The organism is Psychrobacter halodurans, assembly GCF_017498075.1.
GTDB classification, from domain to species: Bacteria; Pseudomonadota; Gammaproteobacteria; order Pseudomonadales; family Moraxellaceae; genus Psychrobacter; species Psychrobacter celer.
Genome location: NZ_JAGBKN010000002.1, coordinates 182,705 through 207,175 on the forward strand (window position 1 = coordinate 182,705; position 24,471 = coordinate 207,175).

Below are 24,471 nucleotides of genomic sequence, written 5' to 3' on the forward strand. Positions count from 1 at the left end.
TAAACTAGCAGATAAACGTTTGGTAAAAGAAGGGTTTTAGAATTCATTTGAGTCGAAAGCTTAGAGTTTACTAAGGCCTGTTTTTGATCTAAATTGGCAAAAAACAGCCTTAGTAATACTGTTAAAATCACGTGTACGTTGTTTTTAGTGGGGATAAGCTGCGAACACTAAATACGCATTGGCATAATCACATACTGATGAAACTCATCACCTAGCTGATTGACCAGCACCGAGGCATTGGATTGACTCATATGCATTTGTACATCGCCTTGGATGACGCCCAATACGTCTTGTAGATACGCGGCATTAAACGACAGCTCCATCGGCTCACCTTGATATTTCGCCTGAATTACCTCGACCGCTTCGTCTTGCTCAGCGTTGTTGGCGCGTACCTCGACCATACCGTCGGTGGCAAAATTAAAAACCACACCGCGAGATTTTTCATTACTCAAAATCGCCACACGGCGCAGTACTTCTGTCATTTTTTCTTGATTAAACAGCGCCAACTTATCCGTATTGCTCGGCATGACGCGGCGGTAATCAGGAAATTTCCCATCGATCAGGCGCGCGGTAAAAGTCACTACCAAATCATCACTGACCTGCCCTGCACTATCCACCTCACCAAATGGCAAGCTTACTTGCAAAAACTCACGGCCAAAGCTTAGAGTGACAGGATTGTCTTTATCACTCAGCATTTTACCCAGCTCAGAGGCCAAGCGCTCAAGCTCAATGACTGCTTTACGCGGCAAAATAGCTTGCATATTTAGGTCGCTGCTGACATCGATCACACTACGCGCCAATGCCAATCTGTGCCCATCGGTGGCCACCGTGGTCAGCTGCTGCTGAGAGACATCGAACAACATACCAGTCAGATAGTAGCGTACATCTTGGATAGCCATCGCAAACTGAGTCTTGTGAATCAGATCCGTCAGACGACTACGACTGATGATCAGCGGCGTGATGTTCTCTGGATTGCCTAGGCTTGGATAGTCTTCACTTGGCAATGTGCCCAAAGTGAAGCGGCTTTTGCCGCTGGTCAGCAAACAGCGCTCGTTTTCTTGCGTGGTCAAATTGATCTGAGCTTGAGCTGGCAGCGATTTACAAATATCTTTTAACTTAGTGGCAGGCAACGTGGTCGTCCCTGCGGCAACACAAGCACCGGCAGGCAATTTCAATGTCGATGTCAGCTCGACCTCTAGGTCAGACGCCGTCAAGATCAGTTGCGACTCAGATAGCTGCAACTTAATATTGCCTAAAATGACCATGTTGTGGCGCTTATCAGCAGCTTTGGCGATCAAATTAATAGCTTTTAGTAACGACTCTCGATTAATCGATAATTGCATGCTTAGTTACTCTTATTTAAAGGATTCTTTTTTTACAAAAAACAAACTACAGTCAGTTCGAAATAAAATCGATACACTCATATGAACGTGCAACTGGTACAAACTTTCCTTGCTTGCTGTATCTACGCTGACAGATGCTGGGCAAAATTATACCAGCTGCACTGTATCGCTTTTACAGTGAATCGACTATACAAATAGTAGCTTAATCATACCCTGTCTACTGACGATAATCTATAAAGCATACGTCTGCCTAGACATTGATAGAGTTAAACTAATTTAAAATAGGTGCTGTCCTACTGGTATGTCGGATTGACTATAGTATAAACCATATCATGGCGCTAAAACATAGTAAGACTGAGAGCTGCTAACCTGCTTGCAACATAAGGGCTAGCGTCTTGTAATCCTTATCAAACGCTGGGTCTGCTGCACGCAGCTCATTGACCTTATCACAAGCATGCATCACTGTCGTATGGTCACGGCCGCCAAACGACTGACCAATCTCTGGAAAACTATCACCCGTCAGCTCACGTGACAAAGCCATGGCTATCTGCCTCGGTCTTGCGATACTGCGGGTACGCTTGCGCCCCATGATGTCTTTTACCGTCACATCATAATATTCAGCGACGATTTTGCGGATGTTGTCCATATTGACTGCTTGTACACGCATGGCAACGATATCTTTTAGGGCATATTGCACCATCTCTAGTGTGATTTGCGCGCCAGTTAAGTTGGCATTGGCAAATACTTGGTTTAGGGCGCCCTCTAAACGCCTAACATTAGAGACGACGTTTTGCGCGATAAACAGCGCACACTCTTTAGGCAACGTCATCCCATAAGAAGCCGCTTTTTTCTGCAAAATCTGTACACGTGTATCAATCTCAGGCGGATCAACAGCCACCGTCAGCCCCCAAGAAAAGCGCGACCTAAAGCGCTCATCAAACTCTGTCATCTGTGAGGGATGTCTATCAGATGCCAAAATCAGCTGTTTATCACCACTTGTGAAGTCAGCAAATAACGTCAAAAACTCATTACTACTTTTCGTCTTTCCAGCCAATACATGAATATCATCCACAATCAATAAATCTACTTTTTTTATTTTTTTCTTAAAATCTTCTATTTTATTATTTCTTAATGAATAAACTAATTGATTAATAAACTTTTCAGAAGTGAAATAATAAAAACTTTGATTATTTTTTAAATAGCGATGTGCAACAGAATGCATTAAATGCGTTTTTCCCAAACCAGAAGGCCCATATATAAATAAAGGATTGTGCCGGTTTTTTGACTGACGTTTTCCAAGCTCATAACAGGCTTTATAAGCCAAATTGTTAGACTTACCAGTGACAAAGGTCTCAAAGGTGAAGTCAGGGTTGAGATAGCTAAGCGATTTTGCATCAGCAGAGCCAATTAATTCTGCCTGACGCGTATTGGTATCGATGTCAGCCTTTGCCATATGATGATGCGCGGTCTGAAAATTTTGGTCAGTAAGGGTAGGGGAGGGGATATCCTCTGCAAACAGAGAGCCTGACTGCGCTTGTGGGTTGTTTTCTACCTGACGACCAGCATTGTCTACACGCACCACCACTTCTTCGATACTGCCTTGGCTGTGCTTAGCTACCAACTGCTGAATATCTTGTAAATGATTTTTTTTGATGTAAGTTACAAAATAATCATTGGGCGCAAGAATAATTAAACTACTGGCCTCTTGATGCGCTGATAGTGGCCGTAACCACATGGTAAATACGTTGTCCTTGACGCTGTAACGCAAGTCATTTAGGCATTTATCCCAAATAGTGGCTGTATCTATCATGAAACCCATTACCTCGTTAATATCAAATCCCCAGCAAACTGACACCAGAGGCAAGCCTTTTGCTACTACCAGCATCGATATTTTTGCTCGCTTTTGATGATCAAATAAAAAGACAGCCACATGCTGTCTCTTGTCCGCCAAACAAGGTGATAATCTACCACAAATTGCCTGTGGATAACATCCTCTATTTTGGGGATAAGGCTGTGGATACTTTTGGGGATAAGTAAAAACACTCAGTTATCCATAATCCATACACAAGTTATCCACAACCTTACCCATAGCACAAACAACTGATATAAAATAGAAATAACAAGTTAACCACAGAAAAAACCGTCCCCAATAACAACAATATCTATATATATTAATAATTAATTATTATGGAGTTGGCAGAAAACTGTGGATAACTAAACGATTTTGAGACCCTTAAATATCTGTTTGGTTGACAGTTACTACTAGATAAATTATGTTTAAGTATCTAAATTATTTGAGACGCACAGAGGTCTTTACCGGATTCAACGATAATTTCATAAAGCAAATTAGTTTATTGACCAAAATAATAGGGAATGGTATAATCCTCCGCTATTACGAATTTAGTCCCATTATTTTGATAGGTGAGTTATGAAACGTACATTCCAACCAAGCGTGATCAAGCGTAAACGTACTCACGGTTTCCGTGCACGTATGGCAACTAAAAAAGGCCGTCAGGTCTTAGCCCGTCGCCGCGCTAAAGGACGTCATCGCCTTACTGTATAATCAGTAGATAGCGATAAGCATGGCCATATGTGCTTGTTGTGTTTCTATTAATTATAGATTGCGATAGTCAGTCTTCACAACTAACACATCGTCATATATTAAAAGCGCCTATATCGGCGCTTTTTTTGTCTCTATACTTTGCTTTGATATTTACGCTATTATTCTTGCTACCATCGTAAGCTCTAAAACTAGGTTAATTATGCCCCATACTGCTTTAGTGACCCCCAATGCTCGCTTTACCAAAGCGCAGCGCCTGCTCACGCCTACAGCGTTCAAAGAGGTGTTTGATGCGCCAGAGCGTAAACTTCATCAAAGCCATTTGATGGCGTTTGTACGTACTAACACGCATGAAGGTGCACGCGTAGGTATGGCGATCACCAAGCGCAAAGTACCCACGGCCGTGATGCGCAATCTAATCAAACGCCAAATACGTGAGCAGTTTCGTATCAAGTTTTTTAATCTAGAAAATAAAGATATTGTTTTTATAATAAAAAAACCCTTAAAAGGTATAGATAATACAGAGTTAAAAAATCAAATAAATAATATTTTTAAAAAAATAGAAATAAAATAAAATGGGTTTTTTAATGAAAAAAGTAAATAGTTTTTTTTATAAGTTTATTTATTATTTCATTGTTTTTTACCAAAAGATAATAAGCCCTATCATACCGGCGCGCTGTCGTTATTATCCAACGTGCTCGAACTATGGCAAGCAGGCGTTGGCATGGCATGGGGGGTGGTCGGGTAGCTGGCTGCTATTAAAGCGTCTAAGTCGCTGTCACCCTTTAGGCGGACATGGCGTTGATTTTGTGCCGTTACCGTTGTCTAGTTATCATTATCAATATTTATCCCCTGCTCGGCATACTGCTCAAGGCTTGTATATATTTAGAGACACCACAAGCTATGTTTCACGTTTAAACCATCTAATGAGCATGCTCTGAGCAAACCTGCGCTTGGGTTGGCCGAGGGTAACGCTTTAGTTACCCACAAGTTATCCACACTCTTGTATCATTTAGAGCGGTTTTTTAGTAAAATGATGAACATTTTATGTGATTGACTACTGATATTGCCGCTTCAAACACGGGTGAATACTGTGCGGTGGTCATGATACATGCCTGATTTTTCATTCCCTAATTTTTTCAATCTAGGAAAGATTTATGCAAAAGATATTTCGGGTGATGATCATCATTGCGATGCTAATCACCGCTTATCTGCTGATTTTGGCATGGCGAGATGATTATGCCGATGCGCCAGCTGTAGATACGGTGCCAGAAACCATCACCTCAGTGGGTGCTGACATCCCGTCTACCACTGATGCAGCAGGTGACATTCCAGTACAGACGATGCCTGTAGATGCGAGCGGCGTTACTGACGCGCCAGTAAAAGACGCAGGTCTAATCACAGTCATCACAGATCGCTATGATATAAAAATCAATCCAGAAGGCGGCGATATCGTCTATGCTGCGCTCAAACAGTATGATGCAACGCTCGATAGCGATAAGCCTTTTGTGTTATTAGAGAATAATAACAGTCGGGTATATGTGGCGCAGTCGGGTCTGATTGGTCAAGATGGTATCGACACAGCAGAGGGTCGCGCAGTTTATAGCCACACTGCCAATAACTATGTGATGGAAGCAGGCCAGCAGACGCTATCGGTACCGCTCACTTACAAAAAAGATGGCGTAACGATCACCAAGACCTTTACCTTTACCCAAGATAAATATCCGATCGATATCAGTTATCAAATCCAAAACGCTTCTAATGATGCGTGGCAAGGGCAAATGTTTGCGCAGCTCAAGCGTGATGACAGCAAAGATCCTGGTATGTCTGATAAAGGCGCGCTTAGCATGGCGACTTATCTAGGCGGTGCTTGGGGTACGCCTGATGACCCTTATAATAAGCTAAAGTTTGGCAAGTTCAACGATGGTGAGCTGACCACTACCAGTGACAAAGGCTGGGTGGGTATCGTGCAGCATTACTTTGTTTCTGCTTGGACGCCTGACAACTTCACGGGTAAGTTCTTTAGCCGCGAGTCAGGTAACGACTACTTTATCGGCTTTAATAGCCAGCCCGTCAATGTCGCGCCAAACAAGCAAGTGACGCTCAATGCAACTTTGTACGCAGGACCAAAGGTGCAGTCTGAGCTTAAAGAAGTCGCTGAGGGTTTGAATCAGACCGTTGACTATGGGTTGTTGTGGCCAATATCTAAGATTTTGTTTGCGATTCTTGATGGCATTCATAAAGTCATTGGCAACTGGGGTTGGTCCATTATTGTTCTGACGATTTTGGTGAAGATTGCTCTTATGTGGTTTTCGAATAAAAGTTACTATTCGATGGCGAAGATGCGTGCTATCGCCCCGAAACTGCAGGCACTAAAAGAAGAGCATGGCGACGATCGCATGAAAATGTCGCAAGAGATGATGGCAATATATAAAGAAGAAAAAGTCAATCCGATGGCGGGTTGTTTGCCTATCTTGCTGCAAATGCCGATTTTCTTAGCCTTGTACTGGGTATTGGTTGAGAGTGTGGAGCTGCGTCACGCGCCTTGGATTTTGTGGATTCAAGATCTCTCGGCGATGGATCCTTGGTTTATCCTACCACTGTTGATGGGTGCATCGATGTTTGTACAGCAGCAGCTCAATCCGCAGCCAGCTGATCCGATGCAAGCGAAGGTAATGAAGTTTTTACCAATTATCTTTACCGCCTTTATGCTGTTCTTCCCAGCAGGTTTGGTGCTTTATTGGACGGTGAACAACTTGTTTAGTATGACGCAGCAATATATCGTCAACAGAAAAGTTGAAGAAGAGCAAAAACGTCGTACCGCTAAGGTACTCGATTAAGTTTCTTCACATTGTTAATTATTACTAAAAACCATCGCAGCGGCGGTGGTTTTTTTATTTATTAGTATTTTACAATCACTTTGTCATACATCGGTAAACGCAAGATTTGCTATATTAAGTTTGGCTTTGTCAGTCGCTCTTTAGCCGTCTATAATGGGGCTTTTAACTAATGAGAATGATTGTGGATTCTTTTGAGCTGGCGCAAGCCGTACCTGCTACATCTAATACGTCTAATCCATCAGGATTGGCTACGATTGCTGCCATTGCGACGCCGCTTGGGCGCGGCGGTGTCGGCGTGATACGGCTATCAGGTGCGCGTGCCTACGACATTGCGTGTCAGCTGACGGGCAAGACAGCATTTATACCGCGCATGGCCAGTTTTTGCCGATTTTATCAAGCGGATGGTACCATCGTCGATGAAGGCCTGGTGCTGTACTTCAAAGGCCCGCACTCGTTTACAGGTGAAGATGTGATCGAGTTGCAAGGACATGGTGGCATGATTTTGCAAAACCAGCTGCTCGCCCGCGTGTTTGAGCTGGGTGCCAAGCAAGCGGGTGCAGGGGAGTTTTCTTACCGCGCCTTTGATAATGATAAATTGGATCTGGTGCAAGCAGAAGCAATCGCTGATGCCATTGATGCAACCAGTGCCGCAGCTGCCAGTAGTGCCATCCGCTCGCTCAGCGGGGAGTTTTCGCAAAAGATCAATCAGCTATTAGAGCAGCTTATTCATTTGCGTTTGCATGTCGAGGCTGCCATCGACTTCCCTGATGAAGAGGACGTTGATTTTTTATCGGATGGCGTGATTCAAGACAAGCTTGAGCAAACACAAGATAAAATCCAGCAAGTACTGGCAACGGCAAAACAAGGCCAGCTCTTACGCGATGGGATTCATGTGGTGTTGGCAGGGCGGCCTAATGCAGGAAAATCAAGCTTGCTTAATCGTCTGGCTGGGCAAGAGCGCGCCATCGTAACCAATGTGGCAGGCACCACGCGAGATACGCTACAAGAGACCGTCGTCCTCAACGGCCTGACCTTGCATCTCACCGATACCGCTGGGCTTCGCGATACCGACGACACTGTCGAGCGCATCGGAATTGAGCGCGCGCGTACCGCGATCACGCAAGCCGATATGCTGCTGATGGTCTACGATGTCAGCCGCGACCTTGCAGAGGATAGCACACCGCTACAGCTGGCAGAGCAGCTATTTGGTAAGCTCCCAGATGCCAAAAAACTACTGATTATCGCCAATAAAAGTGACTTACTCACTGATGCCCACGATAAAGCGCAAAAGGCCAACTCACAAAACGAAATCACTCAGCGTGGTTATGAGCAAGTCAATGTTTCATGTGAAACAGGCGCTGGTATCGAGACATTGATCGAAACATTATGTGCTAAGGTTGGTTTTCATCCACCAGAGAATAGTCTCATCGCCCGTACGCGTCATATAGATGCGCTCAGACGGACAGCTGGGCACTTAACAGAGGCGCATGAGCAACTGACGGTCTTTCAGGCAGGGGAGTTGGTGGCTGAGAGCTTGCGCCAAGCACAACTAAGCCTCGGTGAGATCACCGGAGAGTTTAGTGCTGATGACTTACTAGGTAAGATATTTGGTAGTTTTTGTATCGGCAAATAATGCTACTGATTGGCTATTTAAGTTCGCGTATTAACTTTTAAAAGTACGTCAGCTATCAAACTCAGCCTCATAAATGACGCCATGTATTCTTAATATCAAAATAAGGAAACGCTATGCACTGCCCTTACTGTAACGCGTCAGATACCAAAGTGATTGACTCGCGTCTGGCGGCAGAGGGTGCGCAGGTGCGTCGCCGCCGCTCGTGCAATAGCTGCCAAGAGCGCTTTACCACCTTTGAGATGGTGGAGGTGGTGATGCCGCGTATCATTAAATCTAGCGGCAAGATTGAGCCTTATGATAATGAAAAGCTGCGCCGTTCTATTTTGTTGCCGCTACAAAAGCGCCCCATCACCATTGATGAGCAAGAGGCAATGATTAGCCGAATCGAAAAGCGCGTCAGGCAAATGGGGGAGCGCGAGATTAGTAGTAAGGTGCTAGGCGAGATCATCATGAGTGAGCTAAAGACACTGGACGATGTCGCTTATGTACGCTTTGCCAGTGTGTATCGCGATTTTCAGGATATCGATGCGTTTCATCAAGAGATTGCCAATATTCGCCCCAATGAAAAATAGTCTCTGTCAGTGCCATGGGTGAATGTTCAACACACCCTACATATTCTTTATAAATGAAGCCAATACTTATGTCGAATTCTAACCACACGCAAGCTGCACAAGACCGCTATTTTATGATGCTGGCGATTGAGCAAGCTAAGCAAGGATTATACACCACAAGACCCAATCCTGCGGTAGGCTGCGTGATTGTTCAGGCAGGAATGGTGGTCGGGCAAGGGTTTCATCCTAAGGCAGGCCAGCCTCATGCAGAGGTGTTTGCCCTCAAAGACGCAGGTGCGCAAGCGGTTGGTGCCACCGCCTATGTAACTTTAGAGCCTTGTAGCCATACAGGACGTACGCCGCCTTGTGCTTTAGGTTTGATAGAGGCAGGCGTACAGCGCGTAGTGATTGCAGGCCTTGACCCAAACCCGCAAGTAGCGGGGCGCGGTGTACAGCTGTTAGAGCAGGCCGGTATCGATGTGACAGTGGGCGTCCTGACAGAGCAAGCAGAAGCATTAAACCGCGGATTTTTAAAGGCGATGCGCACTCAAATGCCTTACGTTCGGCTTAAGATTGCCACCAGTCTCGATGGCCGTACTGCGATGGCGACAGGCGAGTCAAAATGGATCACCTCGGTAGCGGCTCGTGAGGACGTACAAAAGCTTCGCGCCCTAAGTGGGGCAATTATCACTGGCAGTGAGACCATCGTCACTGATGATCCACAGCTCAACGTGCGCTCTACTCAGTTGGGCGTGCCGGCTGAGCAAGTCCCTACGCCTAAGGTGGTCGTACTCGATAGACGTCAGCGCTTAGCGCACAACGCGCAATCAGAATACCAACTATGCCGCCGCGCAGATACGCTTTATTGGCGTAAGGACGATTTAGCCGAGCTGTTAAGGCATCTGGTCAGTGAGCATCAATGCTATGATGTATTGGTAGAGGCGGGTGCTAGCGTCGCAGGTAGCTTTTTATGCCAACAGCTGGTAGATGAGCTGATTGTTTATCAAGCGCCTTGTCTGTTGGGTGCAGCGGCGCAGCCGATGGTGAATTTTCATCCGCTGTCTTTATCTGAACAATTACGTTTCAAAGTAAGCAGCCATGAGCAACTCGGCCCTGACCTTAAGCTGACGTTGTATCCTTTATAGACCATAAGTTATAAACACCTTATCCACAAGCCTTGGATATTAAGGTCAAGATACCTGCTTGATAGATAAGGGGTTAAATAGTTATCTAGATAGTGGCGTTGCCTGAAGGGTACACCTGTTTCACATGAAACTGTGTATAACTCTGTTTCATGTGAAACTAAAAAGGCCCTTGTTTACTGTTTGTTTTATTAATAATCTATAAAAATCATATACTTACGTTGATATTATGCCGTTGATAGCGTAATAGTAAAAATGCAAAGGTTTGTGGATAACTTTGTATAAAACAAGGATTTATCGCAGACGGGCTTGATTTATTGTTACTTATCCACAACTTATCCCCTTACACGCTTAAAAGACAGTGCTTTTAGGAAATATTTAGATAAAAGCAATGCTCATTCATTGTCTATTGATAAGTAGTCATCATTTAACATTTATCATCTATTGGACGCCATTGTAATAATCGTCACTATTGTTAAACGCTCATAACAGCAAAAAATTAGGATACGAGGTTTCTATGTTTACTGGAATTATAGAAAGTGTTGGAAAAGTCACGTCCATGCAGCCTACCGGCGGTGACATACGCTTGACGATAGAGTCAAGCGAGCTAGACTTTAGTGATGTCAAATTAGGCGACTCTATTGCCTCAAATGGTATCTGCCTCACTGTGGTAGAGATTGGCGATAAATCTTACTCTGTCGATGTTTCACGTGAAACGATTGCTCGTACTGCATTGGAAACCCTAAAGCCTGGGGATATCGTCAATTTGGAAAAAGCGATGCTACCCACCACGCGCTTTGGTGGTCATATCGTTGCAGGTCATGTCGATGGGGTCGGCCGCGTTAGTAAACTACAACAAGACGCGCGCTCTATCTATATCGAGATTGAGATACCCAAGGAGTTGGCGCATTATACCGCGACCAAAGGCTCTATCACCGTCGATGGCATCAGTCTAACCACCAACCTAGTACGTGATAGTGTGGTTTGCCTCAATATCATCCCACACACGGCGCAAGTGACCAATATCGCCAAACACTGGCTAGTCGGCAGTAAGGTAAATATCGAGGTAGATATCGTCGCCCGCTATCTAGAACGCCTATTAAATAAGTCGCAAGCTGGTGACATAAACGCACCAAGTCCGCAAAGTCAAATTACCGAGGCATTCTTAGCCGATAATGGCTTTATGAAGTAGTGACAAGCTAAAGCGTAGGTATCGTGGATTCTAGATAAAAGAGTCAGGCATTGATTAACCAGCCTTGTTTTTACTATACGATGCGCACAAAGGCCAGTCAGGTAGCGGGTTAATATTTTGATATTAACCCGCTATTTTTTTGGATATAGATACAGATACAGATATAGTAAGCGGAATTTTAGTGTTTTATCAGATGTTGTAGCACAGCCTCGAGCTTTGTTTTATTGATAGGTTTGGATAAAAACTCGTCCATACCCACTTGTATACAAGCGTCGCGATCCTCGTCTGAGCTGTTCGCGGTTAGGGCGACGATTGCAATATCATCCCCTTGCGCGCGAATCGCTTGCGTGGCTTGTAGCCCGTCCATGACTGGCATACGGCAATCCATTAAAATAAGTGAGATATCCTCCCGCTGCGCCTTTAGCTGCTCAAGCGCTTGTTGGCCGTCTTCTGCTACGATACTGCGATAACCCAGTTTACTTAAGATTTTACAGGCGATTTTTTGATTGGTTGGGCTGTCTTCTACCACCAGTATCAGCGGCTCTACGTCATCCTTGTGTAGGGGCGTGGCCACCGTCATGTCGTTTTTTGGCGTTTGGGTGCTCAATGTTTGCCGAACAGGTAGCGTCAGTCGCGTCAGCTCAGAGAGCAGGAGGGCGCTCTCTAAAGGTTTTAATAAAAAGCCATCGCATTGATCCAGCAAGGCAGAAGGAATACGGCGCTCAGGCTTCATACTACACAAAACCTTAGGCAGTGATTTTTTAGACAATAAGTCATGTAGTGCTTGGCGTCTATCGTTGCTGGCCAGTATCAGGCGCTCTTTGGTTGCCTGTGTCTTTGATGCAAGGCCCTTTGGTGCGGTCTTCGATTCGTTGATAGAGGTCTCGGCGGACAGTTTGTCACTTTGCTCTGCCACTGGGTCAGAGGGGTTTATGGCGGCGCTGTCAGTGTAGTATTCATAATCCAATAACAAGACGGGCGCTAGGCTCTGGGCGTCTTTGCCAAGCCGCTCGGCCAAGTGCTCGATGGTGGCACTATCAACATCGGTATAGATCGTCGCTGGAATCGACAAATAGTGGCATAAACGGCGCAAGTAATCGGCCAGCAAGGTCTGGTTGACCACGGCGATAAGATGAATATGTTGTAAGTGCTGGTGTGGGTGATAAATCGGCTGATAACTTGGCTGCCGACAAGGCAGATAGAGGTTAAAGGTGCTGCCTTTATTGACCGCGCTTTTTAGCTCAATAAAACCGCCAAGCAAACGGGCAAAACTATTGACGTTATTTAAGCCCAAACCCGCTTCGATACTGTGGTGATAAGCGAGGTTTTTGTGTTGCTGAAGGGACGGGCTTTGTTTATTAAAATAACTCAATAACTGATGCTGTTTGGCGATATCGATACCTGTGCCTGAGTCTTTGATACTAAAACGTACCCAGTAGTGCGGCTGCTGCGCTTTTACCTGTTCATTGATCGGTAGTAGGCTGCCTTTATTGATTTGAGATACTTGCTCAGGACTGATAGCATCGATCGCCAAGGCGATGTAACCTGAGGGAGTAAACTTGATCGCATTATGAAGTAGATTTAAGAGTATCTGGCGCAGGCGTGTATGATCTGTATCGATCACACGTGGACACTCTGGATCAAAGAAATAAATAAGCTCTAGCCCCTGCTGGCGCGCATGATCTACGGCCGCGTCACCCACTTCTTGCCCAAGCTTATAAATATCGACAGACGCTATGCTCAGGCGGGTTTTTCGAACCTCTATATCGCCGATATCTAGCATGTCGTTGAGCGTGGTGAGCATATAGTGACTGGTTTTTATCAGTGTCTCAAGCGTGTGGTTTTGTTTATCGGTCAAGGTGCTAGGGTCGATAGGCTCGAGTGTGTCTATCAAAGACTCCAGCGGTAGGCGCAGCTTATGCCCCATGATGGAGCGCAGCTCGCTAAACTCATCGATTTTTTGTTGTAATTGTTGGCTTTTTAGCCGTAGCTGCTCTGTTTGGTTGGCCAGCTCATTGATATTATTGATAAAAACGGTAAATCCATGCACCTGTCCATGCTCACCAAACCATGGCGTCACATGCAGCTGATAGGTTTGTTGGTCTTTTATTCCTAGCACCGTTAGCGTACGCGTGACGCGCAGATTGACCAGTCTTTGTAGCAGTCGTTGGGTGGGGTTGTCTTTGCCAGCGACAAAGTCTGTCAGCTGCTCGTTGCCACTGCTGTGCGCAGGTCTGATAAAGACTTGTTCAAAACGCTGGTTAAAAAAACTGATTTGACCGTGGCGCATGATCATTGCCATCGGTAATGGTGCTTGCTCAATCAGGCGCTCAAGACGGTGCTTGAGGGTTTTGATACGCCGATAGTCGTTGTGTAGCTGATAGTTGATACGGCCGAGCGCATGACCTAAGCGTAAAAATTCCCCAGTCGATTGGCTTTCTAAAAATGGCGGCGGGGTATAGGCCTCTTTTGCATTGTCACTCAAATTATCCGTATAACGTAATAGCTGCTCCCAGTTGGTGCGGCGTTTGAGCATGTATAGTAGTGCAGTGATAAACAACCCAATGGCTGCCATCAGTGGCAACCAGTATTTATAAGAGATCCAGTCGATATCAAGCGGCTTATGACGCAATATCATATATATCTGATGGCCACTATCTAGCTCAATGGTGCCTGTCAGATTGCGCGCATTGAGCGTATAAGCGCCATTATTCTGAGCAGAGGCTCTGACAGTCGGGAACGTCACTGTCGAAAATGCAGGCTCGTTCGGACGGGTATCACGATGAATGTAGGTCTGTCCGGAGGGCAGCATAAAGATAAGCTGATAGCTGATGCCGTTAAGTGCCGGATGCGTCAAAACTCCCTTTAGCTCATCGTTTCGTAGCACAGCATGCTCAGTGAGCTCGTGTTGTAAGGTAAAAAAAGTATCGACGCTGTGCTGCTGTTGATACTGCCTCATACCATCAAACAACATAACATAATACAGTACTAGCATCACCAGCAATGTTAGGGCATAAAATAACAATAAGCGCTGTAAGGACTGAAACTGTTGCATGAAAGCGAGGTCCTATATCGTCACTTGGCAGGATAAATGTGGCATGACCACTACCATGATAAAGCAGTCAATATCTTTAATATAACCAATGACGGTTATTTATAGCAAAACAATCGCTGTTTTATTGTCTATAGCGCCTATTATAAAGCGAAAAGACCTCGTAAGTAACGCTGGGTAGGCGCGGTTACAATCATGGCACAATACGCCAAACTCACCTATAATGAAGCACCGAACCCTATATAATGCATGATTATGACGACAATTGCTCCTGCTTCTAAGTTATCCCCCTCATCTAGCCTTGCCGACACGACTTCTAGCACACCATTACGTGTGGTGTTTGCTGGGACGCCTGAGTTTGCGGCGGTCAGCCTCGAGTCGCTCATTGCCCAGCAACAAGCACTCAACATAGAGGTTGTGGCGGTTTATACCCAGCCTGATCGCAAAGCGGGCCGCGGGCAAAAACTGGCCGCCTCAGCGGTCAAGCAAGCGGCGCTCGCCCATGATATCGTGGTAGAGCAGCCACCGACTTTTAAAAAATCGAGCACCGAAGGCATGGCAGCCCGCCAGACGCTGCGTAGCTATCAGCCCGATGTGATGATTGTCGCCGCTTATGGGCTGATACTACCTGTGGGCGTACTGACGATACCCATTTATGGCTGTCTTAATATTCATGCTTCGCTACTGCCGCGCTGGCGTGGTGCAGCGCCCATTCATCGTGCGCTCTTGACAGGCGATAGTGAAACTGGCGTTACCATTATGCAGATGGATCAGGGACTAGACACCGGTGATATGCTCTACAAAGTCAGTGCGCCTATCACCGCTGATGACACGGCAGCCAGCCTACACGACAAAATAGCAACATTGGGCGCGGACGCCATCGGTACTGTGTTAAAGGATTTGGCGCACTACCAAGCCCAAGCCGTCGCGCAAGATGACAGTCAAGCCAATTACGCCGAAAAGCTTGTCAAAACCGAAGGCGAGATTGACTGGGCACAATCGGCGGCGATGATTGAGCGTCAAATTCGTGGTCTGACACCGTGGCCAGGCGCTTATACTTTTTTCAATGGTCAGCGTGTGAAGATTTTGGCCAGCCTACCGGTCAACCCCTCGCAGCAAACCGATCTGCCCGCTGGCACCATCATCAGTGTCGGACGCAAAGCGATATTGGTCGCTTGTGGCAAAGACGATAGCTTGGCGGCCAGTCATACTGAGCAGGCGAGCGGGACATTGGCCATTACCCATCTGCAGTTTGCAGGTGGCAAGCCGATGACAGCAGAGCAAGTCTGCCATGGCAACCAATTAAATGATGGCGACCAGTTCACCAAAGAATCAAACTAATTCAATTAAGCTTCATGTACTTTAGTTATAAGTTATCTAACTTTTATCAGACGCTATCGCGCATACGTCAAGGAACAGCAACTCAATGAGACATCCCAGCCCTGCGTCTAAAAACCATAAACCCTCAAGCAACCTGATTATGAATGGCAGTGTCCGCGTACGAGTCATACGTACCTTGTTGGCCATTCAAAATGGGCAGTCGTTGGCAAGCGTTCTTGATCCTTTGCTTAATAGCTTGCACGATGGTGATAAAGGGTTTGCCCATGCGCTACTTTTGACGACCTTACGCCAGTGGCATGCGCTGGCGCGGCTGCTGGATAGCTTGGCGGACAACCCTATCGATGAAGTCGAGGTTCGTACCACCATTCAGGTCGGTCTGGTGCAGCTACTGTATTTAGAAGTCGCTGACCACGCCGCGATACACGAAACGGTGGAGGCGGCAAAAGAGGTCGGCTTTGCTCATGCGACTGGTCTTATCAATGCCATCCTGCGCAAGGTCGCCAAAAACCCCAATAAGTTTCGCAAAAAATGCAATAAAAACCACAGCCTGCCGAACTGGCTTGCTTATCAGCTCAAGCAAGACTGGAGCGAGCAGTATGATGCGCTGACACAAGGACTGCGGCAGTCAGCCCCGATGTTTTTACGAGTAAACGCGGCGACCACCTCAGTTGCAGAGTATCAAGAAGTGCTAGACGGGGCAGAGATTGAGACAGAGTTGACCGAGCTTAGCACGGGTTTTTGTCTACCCAGTGCCTCTAACGCTGCACCCCTCACCCTAGCGACTACAGGTCTGCGGCTACGCCAAAGCACTGCTGTCAGCGCCTTGCCTGACTTCGCTGACGGCATCGTGAGTGTACAAGACATGCACGCACAGCTTGCAGCACCGATTATTCATCGTGCTTTGATGAGTAAGGTGAGTGCTGATAACTCTCAGGCGGGCTTGGATAATCATGAGCTGCATATCCTAGATGCTTGCGCGGCACCTGGGGGCAAACTGGCGCATTGGCTAGAATTGTTGAGCTCTGAAGATGCGTCAGTCTTGTTTCACGTGAAACAAGACAATACAGCGGCGACATCAGCGCCTACGGGCATCAAGCTCACCGCTATCGATAATGAAGCATCGCGCATCGAGCGTATTTATGACAACCTAAAGCGTCTTAACTTTACCCAGACAGACTTGGCACAAAGTAGCAATGATATCGCCCTAGATATCGTCTGCGCCGATGCAACCCGCTGGCGCAGCACTGGTGCGTCTAAAAAGCAATATTCTGCTAAAAACAGCGGCGTATTTGATGCTATATTACTGGATTCGCCCTGTACGGCGACCGGCGTGATTCGTCGTCATCCAGATATCAGCATTTTGCGTACCGAAGAGGATGTCGAGCAGACTGCGTTATTGCAAGCAGAAATATTGCAAAACCTATGGCCACAGCTCAAAGTCGGCGGTTACTTGTTATATGTGACTTGCTCTATTTTAAAGCAAGAAAACGTCCTGCAAATGCAAGACTTTGTCAGTCGTCATGACGATGCGGCGGTGGTTGCGTTTACCGAGGCGTGTAGTTGGGGTATCGAACAGGCGATCGGGCGTCAGTGCTTGCCGATAGATCGCGAGGGTGGCGATGGTTTTTATTATGCGCTGCTACAGAAAACAATGGCATAAAACTGCTGAATAAACCGTTTTAAATATTGAAAAAAATCATTGTAGACAGGACAATCTCATGAAATATATCAGTACCCGTGGTCAGACAGCACCGATGGATTTTAGTGATGTGCTTTTGATGGGGCTTGCGCCAGATGGCGGTTTGATGCTGCCTGAGCAGTATCCGAGCATTGATAGCGCTACCCTTGATGAATGGCGCACGCTGAGCTATCCGCAGCTTGCCATGGCGATTATGCAGCGTTTTGCCACGGATATCCCGGCCACTGATTTGCAAGATATCATCGAGCGTACTTATACCGCTGACGTCTTTGGCTCTGATGAGATTGTCCCTGTCCGCAAACTTGAAGACGACCTGTATATTTTGGGATTGTCCAATGGTCCGACGCTGGCATTTAAAGACGTAGCTATGCAGTTTTTGGGCAATGCCTTTGAATACGTGCTAAAAAAGAAAGGCGCGCGGATTACCATCATTGGTGCCACCAGTGGTGATACGGGTAGTGCCGCGGAGTATGCGCTACGCGGTAAAGAAAACATCGAAGTCTTTATGCTGTCACCGTATGGCAAGATGAGTGAGTTTCAGCGTGCGCAGATGTATAGTTTGACTGATGACAATATCCATAATATCGCCATCGACGGTATGTTTGATGACTGTCAAGATATCGTCAAAGCGCTGCAACAGGACGCGGCATTCAAAGCCGCTTATAATCTCGGTACGGTGAACTCGATCAACTGGGGCCGTATTCTGGCGCAAATTGTGTATTACTTTAAAGCCTATTTTGCCGTCACCACAAGCAATGACGAAAAAATCAGCTTTAGCGTACCATCGGGCAATTTTGGCAATATTTGTGCCGGTCATATTGCTCGTGAGATGGGGCTGCCAGTCGATCGCCTTATCGTCGCCACCAACGAAAACGATGTGCTCAATGATTTCTTTAATCAAGGTGCCTACCAGCCGCGCCCAGCTGAGCAGACTTACGTGACCTCTAGCCCATCGATGGATATCTCAAAAGCCTCTAACTTTGAGCGTTTTGTCTATTTACTGCTCGATAAAGACAGCGCGCGCGTCCATGAGCTATTTGAAGGGGTGAAAGCCGGCCAAGGATTTGATTTGTCTGATTTGATGGAAGCAGTTAACACACGTTACGGTTTTGCCGCTGGCAAATCGACGCATAGCGACCGCTTACAGACCATCAAGGCGCTTTATGAGCAGCATGGTGAGTTGGTCGATCCGCACACTGCCGACGGTATTAAAGTCGCTAAAGAACTACAACGCGCAGGCGAAGTTATCGTATGTGCCGAGACTGCTTTGCCTGTGAAGTTTGCCGATACCATTGTTGAAGCTGTTGGGCAAATAGAGATTGCTCGTCCAGCCCATACCGAGGGGCTAGAGGATTTGCCGCAGCATGTCGTGGTATTAAACAACGACCCTGAGCTGGTCGCTGAACAAATTCGTCAACATGTAACGGCAAATCCAGCGTAATTAATAGAGGTATTTAACGCTCATTGTAAAAAGTAAATCTAGGAAATCATCCACATAAAGGTTACGCCATTGTAATAAAGTGTTTATGATTGTGTTATGGTAGATATAATTGTAATATGAGAAACAGCGTCGGCAGGTCTTCATCGTGCTAGACGCTTTTTTAGCCATAAACATCAGTCAATTACAAAAAACAGCTGCCCAATAGGCGTCATAATAATTGCATTGCTGTGTCTGTAAACTGCGCTGAGTCTCTACGAATATATAATCGAAGGACTTGACAGGTATAGACGTAAGTAGGGTTTGTTAAGGCGGCGACAGCGGTACATATTGTGGATATAACAATGAAGATGAGCTTAAAAAAGATAGCAAAAGCACTGTTGATCACGACATTTAGCAGTGCCATGCTAATGAGTACTGCCCACGCCAATAATCCACCACCTACCATCAAAGCCGATGCCCCCAATCGCTACATCGTCAAAAAAGGCGATACCTTATGGGATATCTCTGGGCGCTACTTAGACAGCCCATGGCGCTGGAAAGATATTTGGGCAACCAATAAACAAATCAAAAACCCGCATCTGATCTACCCAAACGACATCCTTATTTTGTGCGTGATTCAGGGTAAAACCTTGGTCGGTGTCGATACGGGTGAAGGCTGTGCAGGAATCGAAAAGCAGCTGATGGGTGATGTTACCGCCAGTGCGGTCACTGTGACCTCAACGGCCAACAGTATCCCTCCTATTCCTTGGTCAGCGATTCAGCATTGGCTCGATAAGACCATCATCGTCGATCCACAAGATTTTAATACCACGCCATACATCTTGGCTTCTAAAAACCGCAACTTAATCACCGCCAGTGGTGATAAGGTCTACGCCAAAGGCGTACCACTGATCGTGGGGCAACGCTATGGCATCTACCGTGAAGGTGAGAGGTACGTCGAGCCAAAAACCCAAAAAGTCATCGGTCTTGAAGTTACCCAAGTGGCCACAGGCCTAGTAACATCGACAGAAAGCAACGGCGTCACTAGCCTGCAACTGACAGACAGCTATGGCAAAGAAGTGCGCGAAGGTGATCGGGTATTTGTAGAATTAGACAATGCGATCCCGCCTGTGTTTTATCCAACCCCAGCCAGCGTCAGTCGCGGCGGTATGATCGTACGGGTGATGGATTCGATCAGCTCCGCAGCAAAAGGTAGCGTGGTCGCCATCAACCTTGGTAGTACGCATGGTGCCAAACCTGGTGATGTGTTGACTGTGTACCAAAAAGGACCGTTGGTGCGTGATATCAGAGACAATGATACGCCAGTGCGTTTGCCAAACGAGCCAAGTGGGATGCTGATGGTTTTTAATACGTTTGAACATATCAGCTATGCCTATGTACTGGATTCTGAACTGCCACTGAATGTCGGTGATCAGTTATTACCGCCGCCATATTTATAAACACGCCAAACACAGTACAAGGTTTTGAGATGAGTACCCGATCTTAGCGGAGGCGAGCCAAACGATGATGACAGCAGTCACTCCTTCTTTATCAGACGAGCAGCGCGCCATAGTGGCGCTGTGGTATGAGGTGAATGCGTCATTGTCTGCTTATCACAAGCTGACGACGAGCTTTGGTAGTGCGCAGCTGGCGTGGACGGCGACAGTAGAGGCTTGGCGGCAGCTGGGTATTCATTATACCCATCTCAAACGCCATGAGCAGCCAGCGCAAACACGCGCTAATATCGACAAAATCCAACAAGCACGCGTAGAAGGGCGCTATGGATTACTGTTTGCCGATCAAGCGGACTATCCTGCCCAGCTGCTACAGATCTATGATCCGCCGCCTGTGTTATTTTATCGCGGTAATCTCTCTCGTCTACACCAAGCCCAAATCGCCATCGTCGGTAGTCGCAAGCCCACCGCCCACGCACAAAAAATCACCTTTGATATGGCGCAGTACTTAGCGCAGGCAGGCTACATTGTCACCAGCGGGCTGGCCATGGGGGTGGATAAACGCGCACATCTAGGCGCACTGGCACAGACAGATTTAGCCCATCAAGGCCGGACGATCGGGGTGATGGGCACAGGAATTGATGTCAATTATCCCAATCACCACGACCAGCTATTTAGTCAAATCATCGAGCAGGGCGGCTGTATCATCAGTGAGCTGCTACCGCATACGCCGCCGCACAAGCATACCTTTCCGCGCCGTAATCGCTTGGTCGCAGGACTCAGTCTAGCGACTATCGTCACCGAAGCCACTATTCAAAGTGGCTCGCTGATTACCGCGCGCTTGACCTCAGAGCAAGGCAAGCAAGTCTTTGCGGTGCCAAGTCATATTGACAATAGCAATGCTGAAGGCTGCCACCATTTGATACGCGAAGGGGCGACGTTGATTTATCATCCTCAGCAGGTTATTGAAGATGTCAGCAGTCAGCTTAGCCACCAGATAGGTTATGGTAGTCGCGTGCCGCCGAACAAACGCACACCTTCTGATAATGATAACGCCATACCATCAGCACAGGTTGCCAATACTGCAGAGAACCTGCTGCCATCTACGATAGCTCATCACCCTGACCCTGTGGTTCCCAAGCACTTGCAGCCAATATATGAGCAGCTTGATTGGCATGGGCAAGATTTGGATGCGCTGTTGCTGGCCACCACGCTTGAAGCACCCGTTTTGATCGGGCAGCTGATGGAGCTTGAGCTATTGGGTCTCATCAGCGTACAAGGCGGGCGTTACTTGCGTGTTTAAAAAGTGCTATTTTTGCGAGTGGCTGTCTTAGATTGGCTTTTTGCTGTGGTATGATAAGTTTCTACCTTTTTATTTTTTGTACCTTCATCATGAAACCATTCTCCTCCGTTTTGGCCGACTCTGTCAGCCAAGCTGCTACTTGGCTAAAAAATGGCCAGCTACTTGCTTATCCAACCGAAAGTGTCTGGGGTATCGGCTGTGACCCTTATAATCAAGCCGCCGTACAGCGCATCTTGACCATCAAACAGCGACCAATCGCCAAAGGCATGATTGTCATTACCGATAGTGCCGAGCGTTTAGCGCCGTTGCTTGCGCCTTTAACACAGGCTCAGCGTCAGCCTATTTTGGCGAGCTGGCAGACGGACAGCGACAACACCCAGCCGCAGTATCAACAAGCGCATACATGGCTATTGCCTATTCCGCAAACACTAAGCACCAGTATCCCTCATTGGATAACCGGCCAGCATCAAACCGTGGCGGTACGGGTCATCTCTCATCCGCTTATCCAGCAGCTGTGCCAGCAGTTGGTCAGTGAGCAAAACCCTTTTGGTCTGCTGGTCTCCACCAGCTGTAACCCTTCAGGCCAGCCGCCTGCCATGACTTTCTCTGAAGCTTATGCGTATTTTTCTGAGCAAATCGGCTACTTACAGGCTGATACCTTGGGATATACGCTGCCGAGCCAAATCCGTGACGCGCGCACAGGTTTGATCATTCGTTAGCGCCCACTCATGCTTTACAGAAAATCAGACACACGGCATAAGTAGGTTGGACTGGGTTTTGTATTAATCTAACTATATATCGTCTTATAGTCGATTCTAAATAAAACAGATACATTATATATCAACGTGGAACTGGTCTAAATTTTCCTTGCGTGCTGTGACTGCGTTGCTCGATGCTGCATAAAACTCATCCCAGTCCCACTGTATCGTTTTTATGATGAACTCACTATATCATCATATTGTCTTGTGATTTCACTGTTGACAGAAATAAAAGAATAGCGCAGTATGGAGATAGACAATGGTTATCAATTTAAAAAATAGCGTGTATCTATCAATTATGAAACTAAATCCTGTGACTGAAAAATTCGTTTTGCATTGGGGAGAGATGGGCTCGCAGTGGGGCATCAATCGCACCATGTCGCAGATTCATGCGTTATTGTTTATCATTGGAAAGCCTTTAAATGCTGAGCAGATTACTGAAACGCTTGGTGTTGCACGCTCAAACGTTTCAAACAGCCTCAAAGAGCTACAACATTGGGGGCTGGTACAAAAGGTCTCAATACTGGGCGACCGCCGCGATCACTTTACCACCAATACCGACGTTTGGGAGTTGGCACGTATCATCGTAATTGAGCGTCAAAAGCGTGAGCTTGAGCCGACAGTACAGTTTTTGCAGGCGCTCATAGACAGCCCAGAGTTTGAGCACGAAAACAGCGACGTAAAAGCTCGGCTTCGTGAGACACAAGCATTCGTCGAAACAGTGACCACGTGGTCTTCTGAGATGCTACGATTGCCCAGCAGTGTACTCAAAAAGATATTGAAGTTGGGTAGTAGTATAAAAAAAGTCTTACGTTAATGGGCTGTGTTAAACAAGCGATGGTACGTGGTTTAATGATAGTTAATCTACTGTAAACAGGTACAGCGCGACTGGTATTCAGTCTTTTTGCGAGCGGTGCTTACGCCGACAGAGGACACGCCCTACATAAACTCATAAAAATTTAAATTTTTATTTCTGTTTTGACAGAAATAAAAATAATAAGATAACTTATAGAGGTTTTAGACAGAGGTCTTAGACCAATCACAAATGGATGTGGCACATGAAACCAAATAACACACAGAGTCAGACAGAGCAAACGGTCAAGGATATGGTGAGGTCGATAGCCTGGCAAGACCTGCGCCAGCTGACTGGTAGGCAGATCGCTTATAATATTATTTTGCCTTATCCGTTTTTATTGTTGTCGTGGTGGTTTGCTAGCCAGTCTTGGTATGTACTGGCGTGCGGTGCGTCTTATCTGTTTTTTGCCGCCGCTTTTCGTCAAGCGCATGATGGTTATCACCATAGTTTAGGTGCAGGTCGGCGTCTGACCACTGCTCTTTTGTTGCTGCTTAGTGTGCTATTGATGACCAGCTTACATAGTATCCGAGCCACTCACATGGCGCACCATCGAGACCCATTAGGCGACCAAGACGTTGAGGGTCGTTTGGCAAAGGCATCATGGCAGCAAGCGCTGCTCGGCGGTATCACGTATCGGTTGGCTATCTACCGTCAAGGGCTGCGCTTGAGCAGTCGCCGTCATAGGATGCTGGCTTGGCTAGAGTTTGGGTTGATGGCATTGGTAATTATGGGTGCTCTGATGATGAGCGTGTTTGCTGCGTCTACGGTGCTTGGGCAGATAGTATTATATCATCTTATGGTGATGATGTTGGCCAATGCCAGTGTCGGTATCATCGCTGTGTGGGGCGTGCATCATGACTGTGACGAGACGATAGCTCGCACTGAGCGCAATCCTCTGGTAAATCTGCTGACATTTAATTTACTGTATCACGTAGAGCATCATTTGTTTCCTGCGATACCATCCAACCATTTGCCAGCGCTTGCCAAGCGTTTGGACGCAGCCGCACCTCACTTGACCAATGCGCCTGTACTACCCAGTCGCGCTACTGTTATAAAGCACATTAAGCGTTGCTGGAATGCCATAAAAGACAAGTATCAAAACAGTAATGACAGTGAGTGCCCTATCCGTAAGCGTTTTGCTTAGAGACGAGTAGATCTCTAAATGGATGAAAGAAGGTTGATTGTTTTATAGGTGCTGGTCACTAGAGCGTGTCTTCATTTTTATAGTTAGATGAATGTAAAACTGTTATGGATTTAAACGCGCTACTGGTATAAATTTTACTTGCGTGCTGCGTTCCCAGAGGCTGCGCAAAATTCATCCCAGTAG

The 24,471-nt window shown here is 46.6% G+C and carries 19 protein-coding genes; 16 read left to right on the forward strand and 3 right to left on the reverse strand.

Translation table 11 applies throughout. From position 1 onward, the window contains the following. Positions 1-167: 167 nt before the first annotated feature. Positions 168-1,343: a DNA polymerase III subunit beta gene (gene dnaN, locus J3491_RS01965; protein WP_207969029.1), complete on the reverse strand. Its 1,176-nt coding sequence runs from the start codon at positions 1,341-1,343 to the stop codon at positions 168-170. 364 nt (positions 1,344-1,707) lie between these two features. Then, positions 1,708-3,153: a chromosomal replication initiator protein DnaA gene (dnaA, locus tag J3491_RS01970; protein ID WP_207969030.1), complete on the reverse strand. Its 1,446-nt coding sequence runs from the start codon at positions 3,151-3,153 to the stop codon at positions 1,708-1,710. A gap of 618 nt (positions 3,154-3,771) precedes the next feature. On the opposite strand from dnaA, the gene rpmH reads away from it, so the two are divergent. The 8 genes from rpmH to J3491_RS02010 all read left to right on the forward strand — a co-directional run bounded on the left by rpmH (position 3,772) and on the right by J3491_RS02010 (position 11,261). Then, positions 3,772-3,906 (forward strand): 50S ribosomal protein L34, encoded by a 135-nt coding sequence (gene rpmH / locus J3491_RS01975; RefSeq protein ID WP_007394757.1) that lies wholly within the window; start codon positions 3,772-3,774, stop codon positions 3,904-3,906. A gap of 199 nt (positions 3,907-4,105) precedes the next feature. Next, positions 4,106-4,477: a ribonuclease P protein component gene (gene rnpA / locus J3491_RS01980; protein ID WP_207969031.1), complete on the forward strand. Its 372-nt coding sequence runs from the start codon at positions 4,106-4,108 to the stop codon at positions 4,475-4,477. 1 nt (position 4,478) lies between these two features. Further along, positions 4,479-4,844 (forward strand): membrane protein insertion efficiency factor YidD, encoded by a 366-nt coding sequence (gene yidD / locus J3491_RS01985; RefSeq protein ID WP_207969032.1) that lies wholly within the window; start codon positions 4,479-4,481, stop codon positions 4,842-4,844. Between the two features lie 216 nt (positions 4,845-5,060). Then, a complete protein-coding gene (yidC, locus tag J3491_RS01990) occupies positions 5,061-6,743 on the forward strand; it encodes a membrane protein insertase YidC (protein WP_207969033.1) in 1,683 nt (560 codons plus the stop codon). Between the two features lie 175 nt (positions 6,744-6,918). Beyond that, the gene (gene mnmE / locus J3491_RS01995) at positions 6,919-8,376 is read left to right on the forward strand and encodes a tRNA uridine-5-carboxymethylaminomethyl(34) synthesis GTPase MnmE (RefSeq protein WP_243456038.1); all 1,458 of its coding nucleotides are present in this window, start codon (positions 6,919-6,921) and stop codon (positions 8,374-8,376) included. Positions 8,377-8,489: 113 nt separating this feature from the next. Further along, complete coding sequence (gene nrdR / locus J3491_RS02000) at positions 8,490-8,948, forward strand: transcriptional regulator NrdR (RefSeq protein ID WP_058369796.1); 459 nt, start codon at positions 8,490-8,492, stop codon at positions 8,946-8,948. A gap of 68 nt (positions 8,949-9,016) precedes the next feature. Next, a complete protein-coding gene (gene ribD / locus J3491_RS02005; RefSeq protein ID WP_207969035.1) occupies positions 9,017-10,072 on the forward strand; it encodes a bifunctional diaminohydroxyphosphoribosylaminopyrimidine deaminase/5-amino-6-(5-phosphoribosylamino)uracil reductase RibD in 1,056 nt (351 codons plus the stop codon). A gap of 514 nt (positions 10,073-10,586) precedes the next feature. Further along, on the forward strand, positions 10,587-11,261 hold the full coding sequence (locus J3491_RS02010) for a riboflavin synthase (protein ID WP_075101296.1): 675 nt from the start codon (positions 10,587-10,589) through the stop codon (positions 11,259-11,261). Positions 11,262-11,439: 178 nt separating this feature from the next. On the opposite strand, the gene J3491_RS02015 is transcribed toward J3491_RS02010, so the two are convergent. Further along, on the reverse strand, positions 11,440-14,316 hold the full coding sequence (locus J3491_RS02015) for a response regulator (RefSeq protein ID WP_207969036.1): 2,877 nt from the start codon (positions 14,314-14,316) through the stop codon (positions 11,440-11,442). Between the two features lie 252 nt (positions 14,317-14,568). Between J3491_RS02015 and fmt the strand changes: the two genes are divergently transcribed. The 8 genes from fmt to J3491_RS02055 all read left to right on the forward strand — a co-directional run bounded on the left by fmt (position 14,569) and on the right by J3491_RS02055 (position 24,288). Continuing rightward, positions 14,569-15,654, forward strand: coding sequence for a methionyl-tRNA formyltransferase (gene fmt / locus J3491_RS02020; RefSeq protein ID WP_207969037.1), 1,086 nt, complete (start codon positions 14,569-14,571; stop codon positions 15,652-15,654). An 85-nt stretch (positions 15,655-15,739) separates the two neighbouring features. Then, positions 15,740-17,314: a transcription antitermination factor NusB gene (locus J3491_RS02025; RefSeq protein WP_207969038.1), complete on the forward strand. Its 1,575-nt coding sequence runs from the start codon at positions 15,740-15,742 to the stop codon at positions 17,312-17,314. Between the two features lie 58 nt (positions 17,315-17,372). Then, complete coding sequence (thrC, locus tag J3491_RS02030) at positions 17,373-18,794, forward strand: threonine synthase (protein WP_207969039.1); 1,422 nt, start codon at positions 17,373-17,375, stop codon at positions 18,792-18,794. Positions 18,795-19,135: 341 nt separating this feature from the next. Continuing rightward, positions 19,136-20,233 carry a LysM peptidoglycan-binding domain-containing protein gene (locus J3491_RS02035; RefSeq protein WP_075101291.1) on the forward strand — a complete coding sequence of 366 codons (1,098 nt, stop codon included), beginning with the start codon at positions 19,136-19,138 and terminating at the stop codon, positions 20,231-20,233. Between the two features lie 64 nt (positions 20,234-20,297). Beyond that, positions 20,298-21,530 (forward strand): DNA-processing protein DprA, encoded by a 1,233-nt coding sequence (gene dprA, locus J3491_RS02040; RefSeq protein WP_207969040.1) that lies wholly within the window; start codon positions 20,298-20,300, stop codon positions 21,528-21,530. A gap of 89 nt (positions 21,531-21,619) precedes the next feature. Further along, positions 21,620-22,249 carry an L-threonylcarbamoyladenylate synthase gene (locus J3491_RS02045; protein ID WP_207969041.1) on the forward strand — a complete coding sequence of 210 codons (630 nt, stop codon included), beginning with the start codon at positions 21,620-21,622 and terminating at the stop codon, positions 22,247-22,249. A gap of 298 nt (positions 22,250-22,547) precedes the next feature. Continuing rightward, positions 22,548-23,105 (forward strand): GbsR/MarR family transcriptional regulator, encoded by a 558-nt coding sequence (locus J3491_RS02050; RefSeq protein ID WP_243456030.1) that lies wholly within the window; start codon positions 22,548-22,550, stop codon positions 23,103-23,105. A 241-nt stretch (positions 23,106-23,346) separates the two neighbouring features. Further along, complete coding sequence (locus J3491_RS02055; protein ID WP_207969042.1) at positions 23,347-24,288, forward strand: fatty acid desaturase family protein; 942 nt, start codon at positions 23,347-23,349, stop codon at positions 24,286-24,288. Positions 24,289-24,471: the final 183 nt, after the last annotated feature.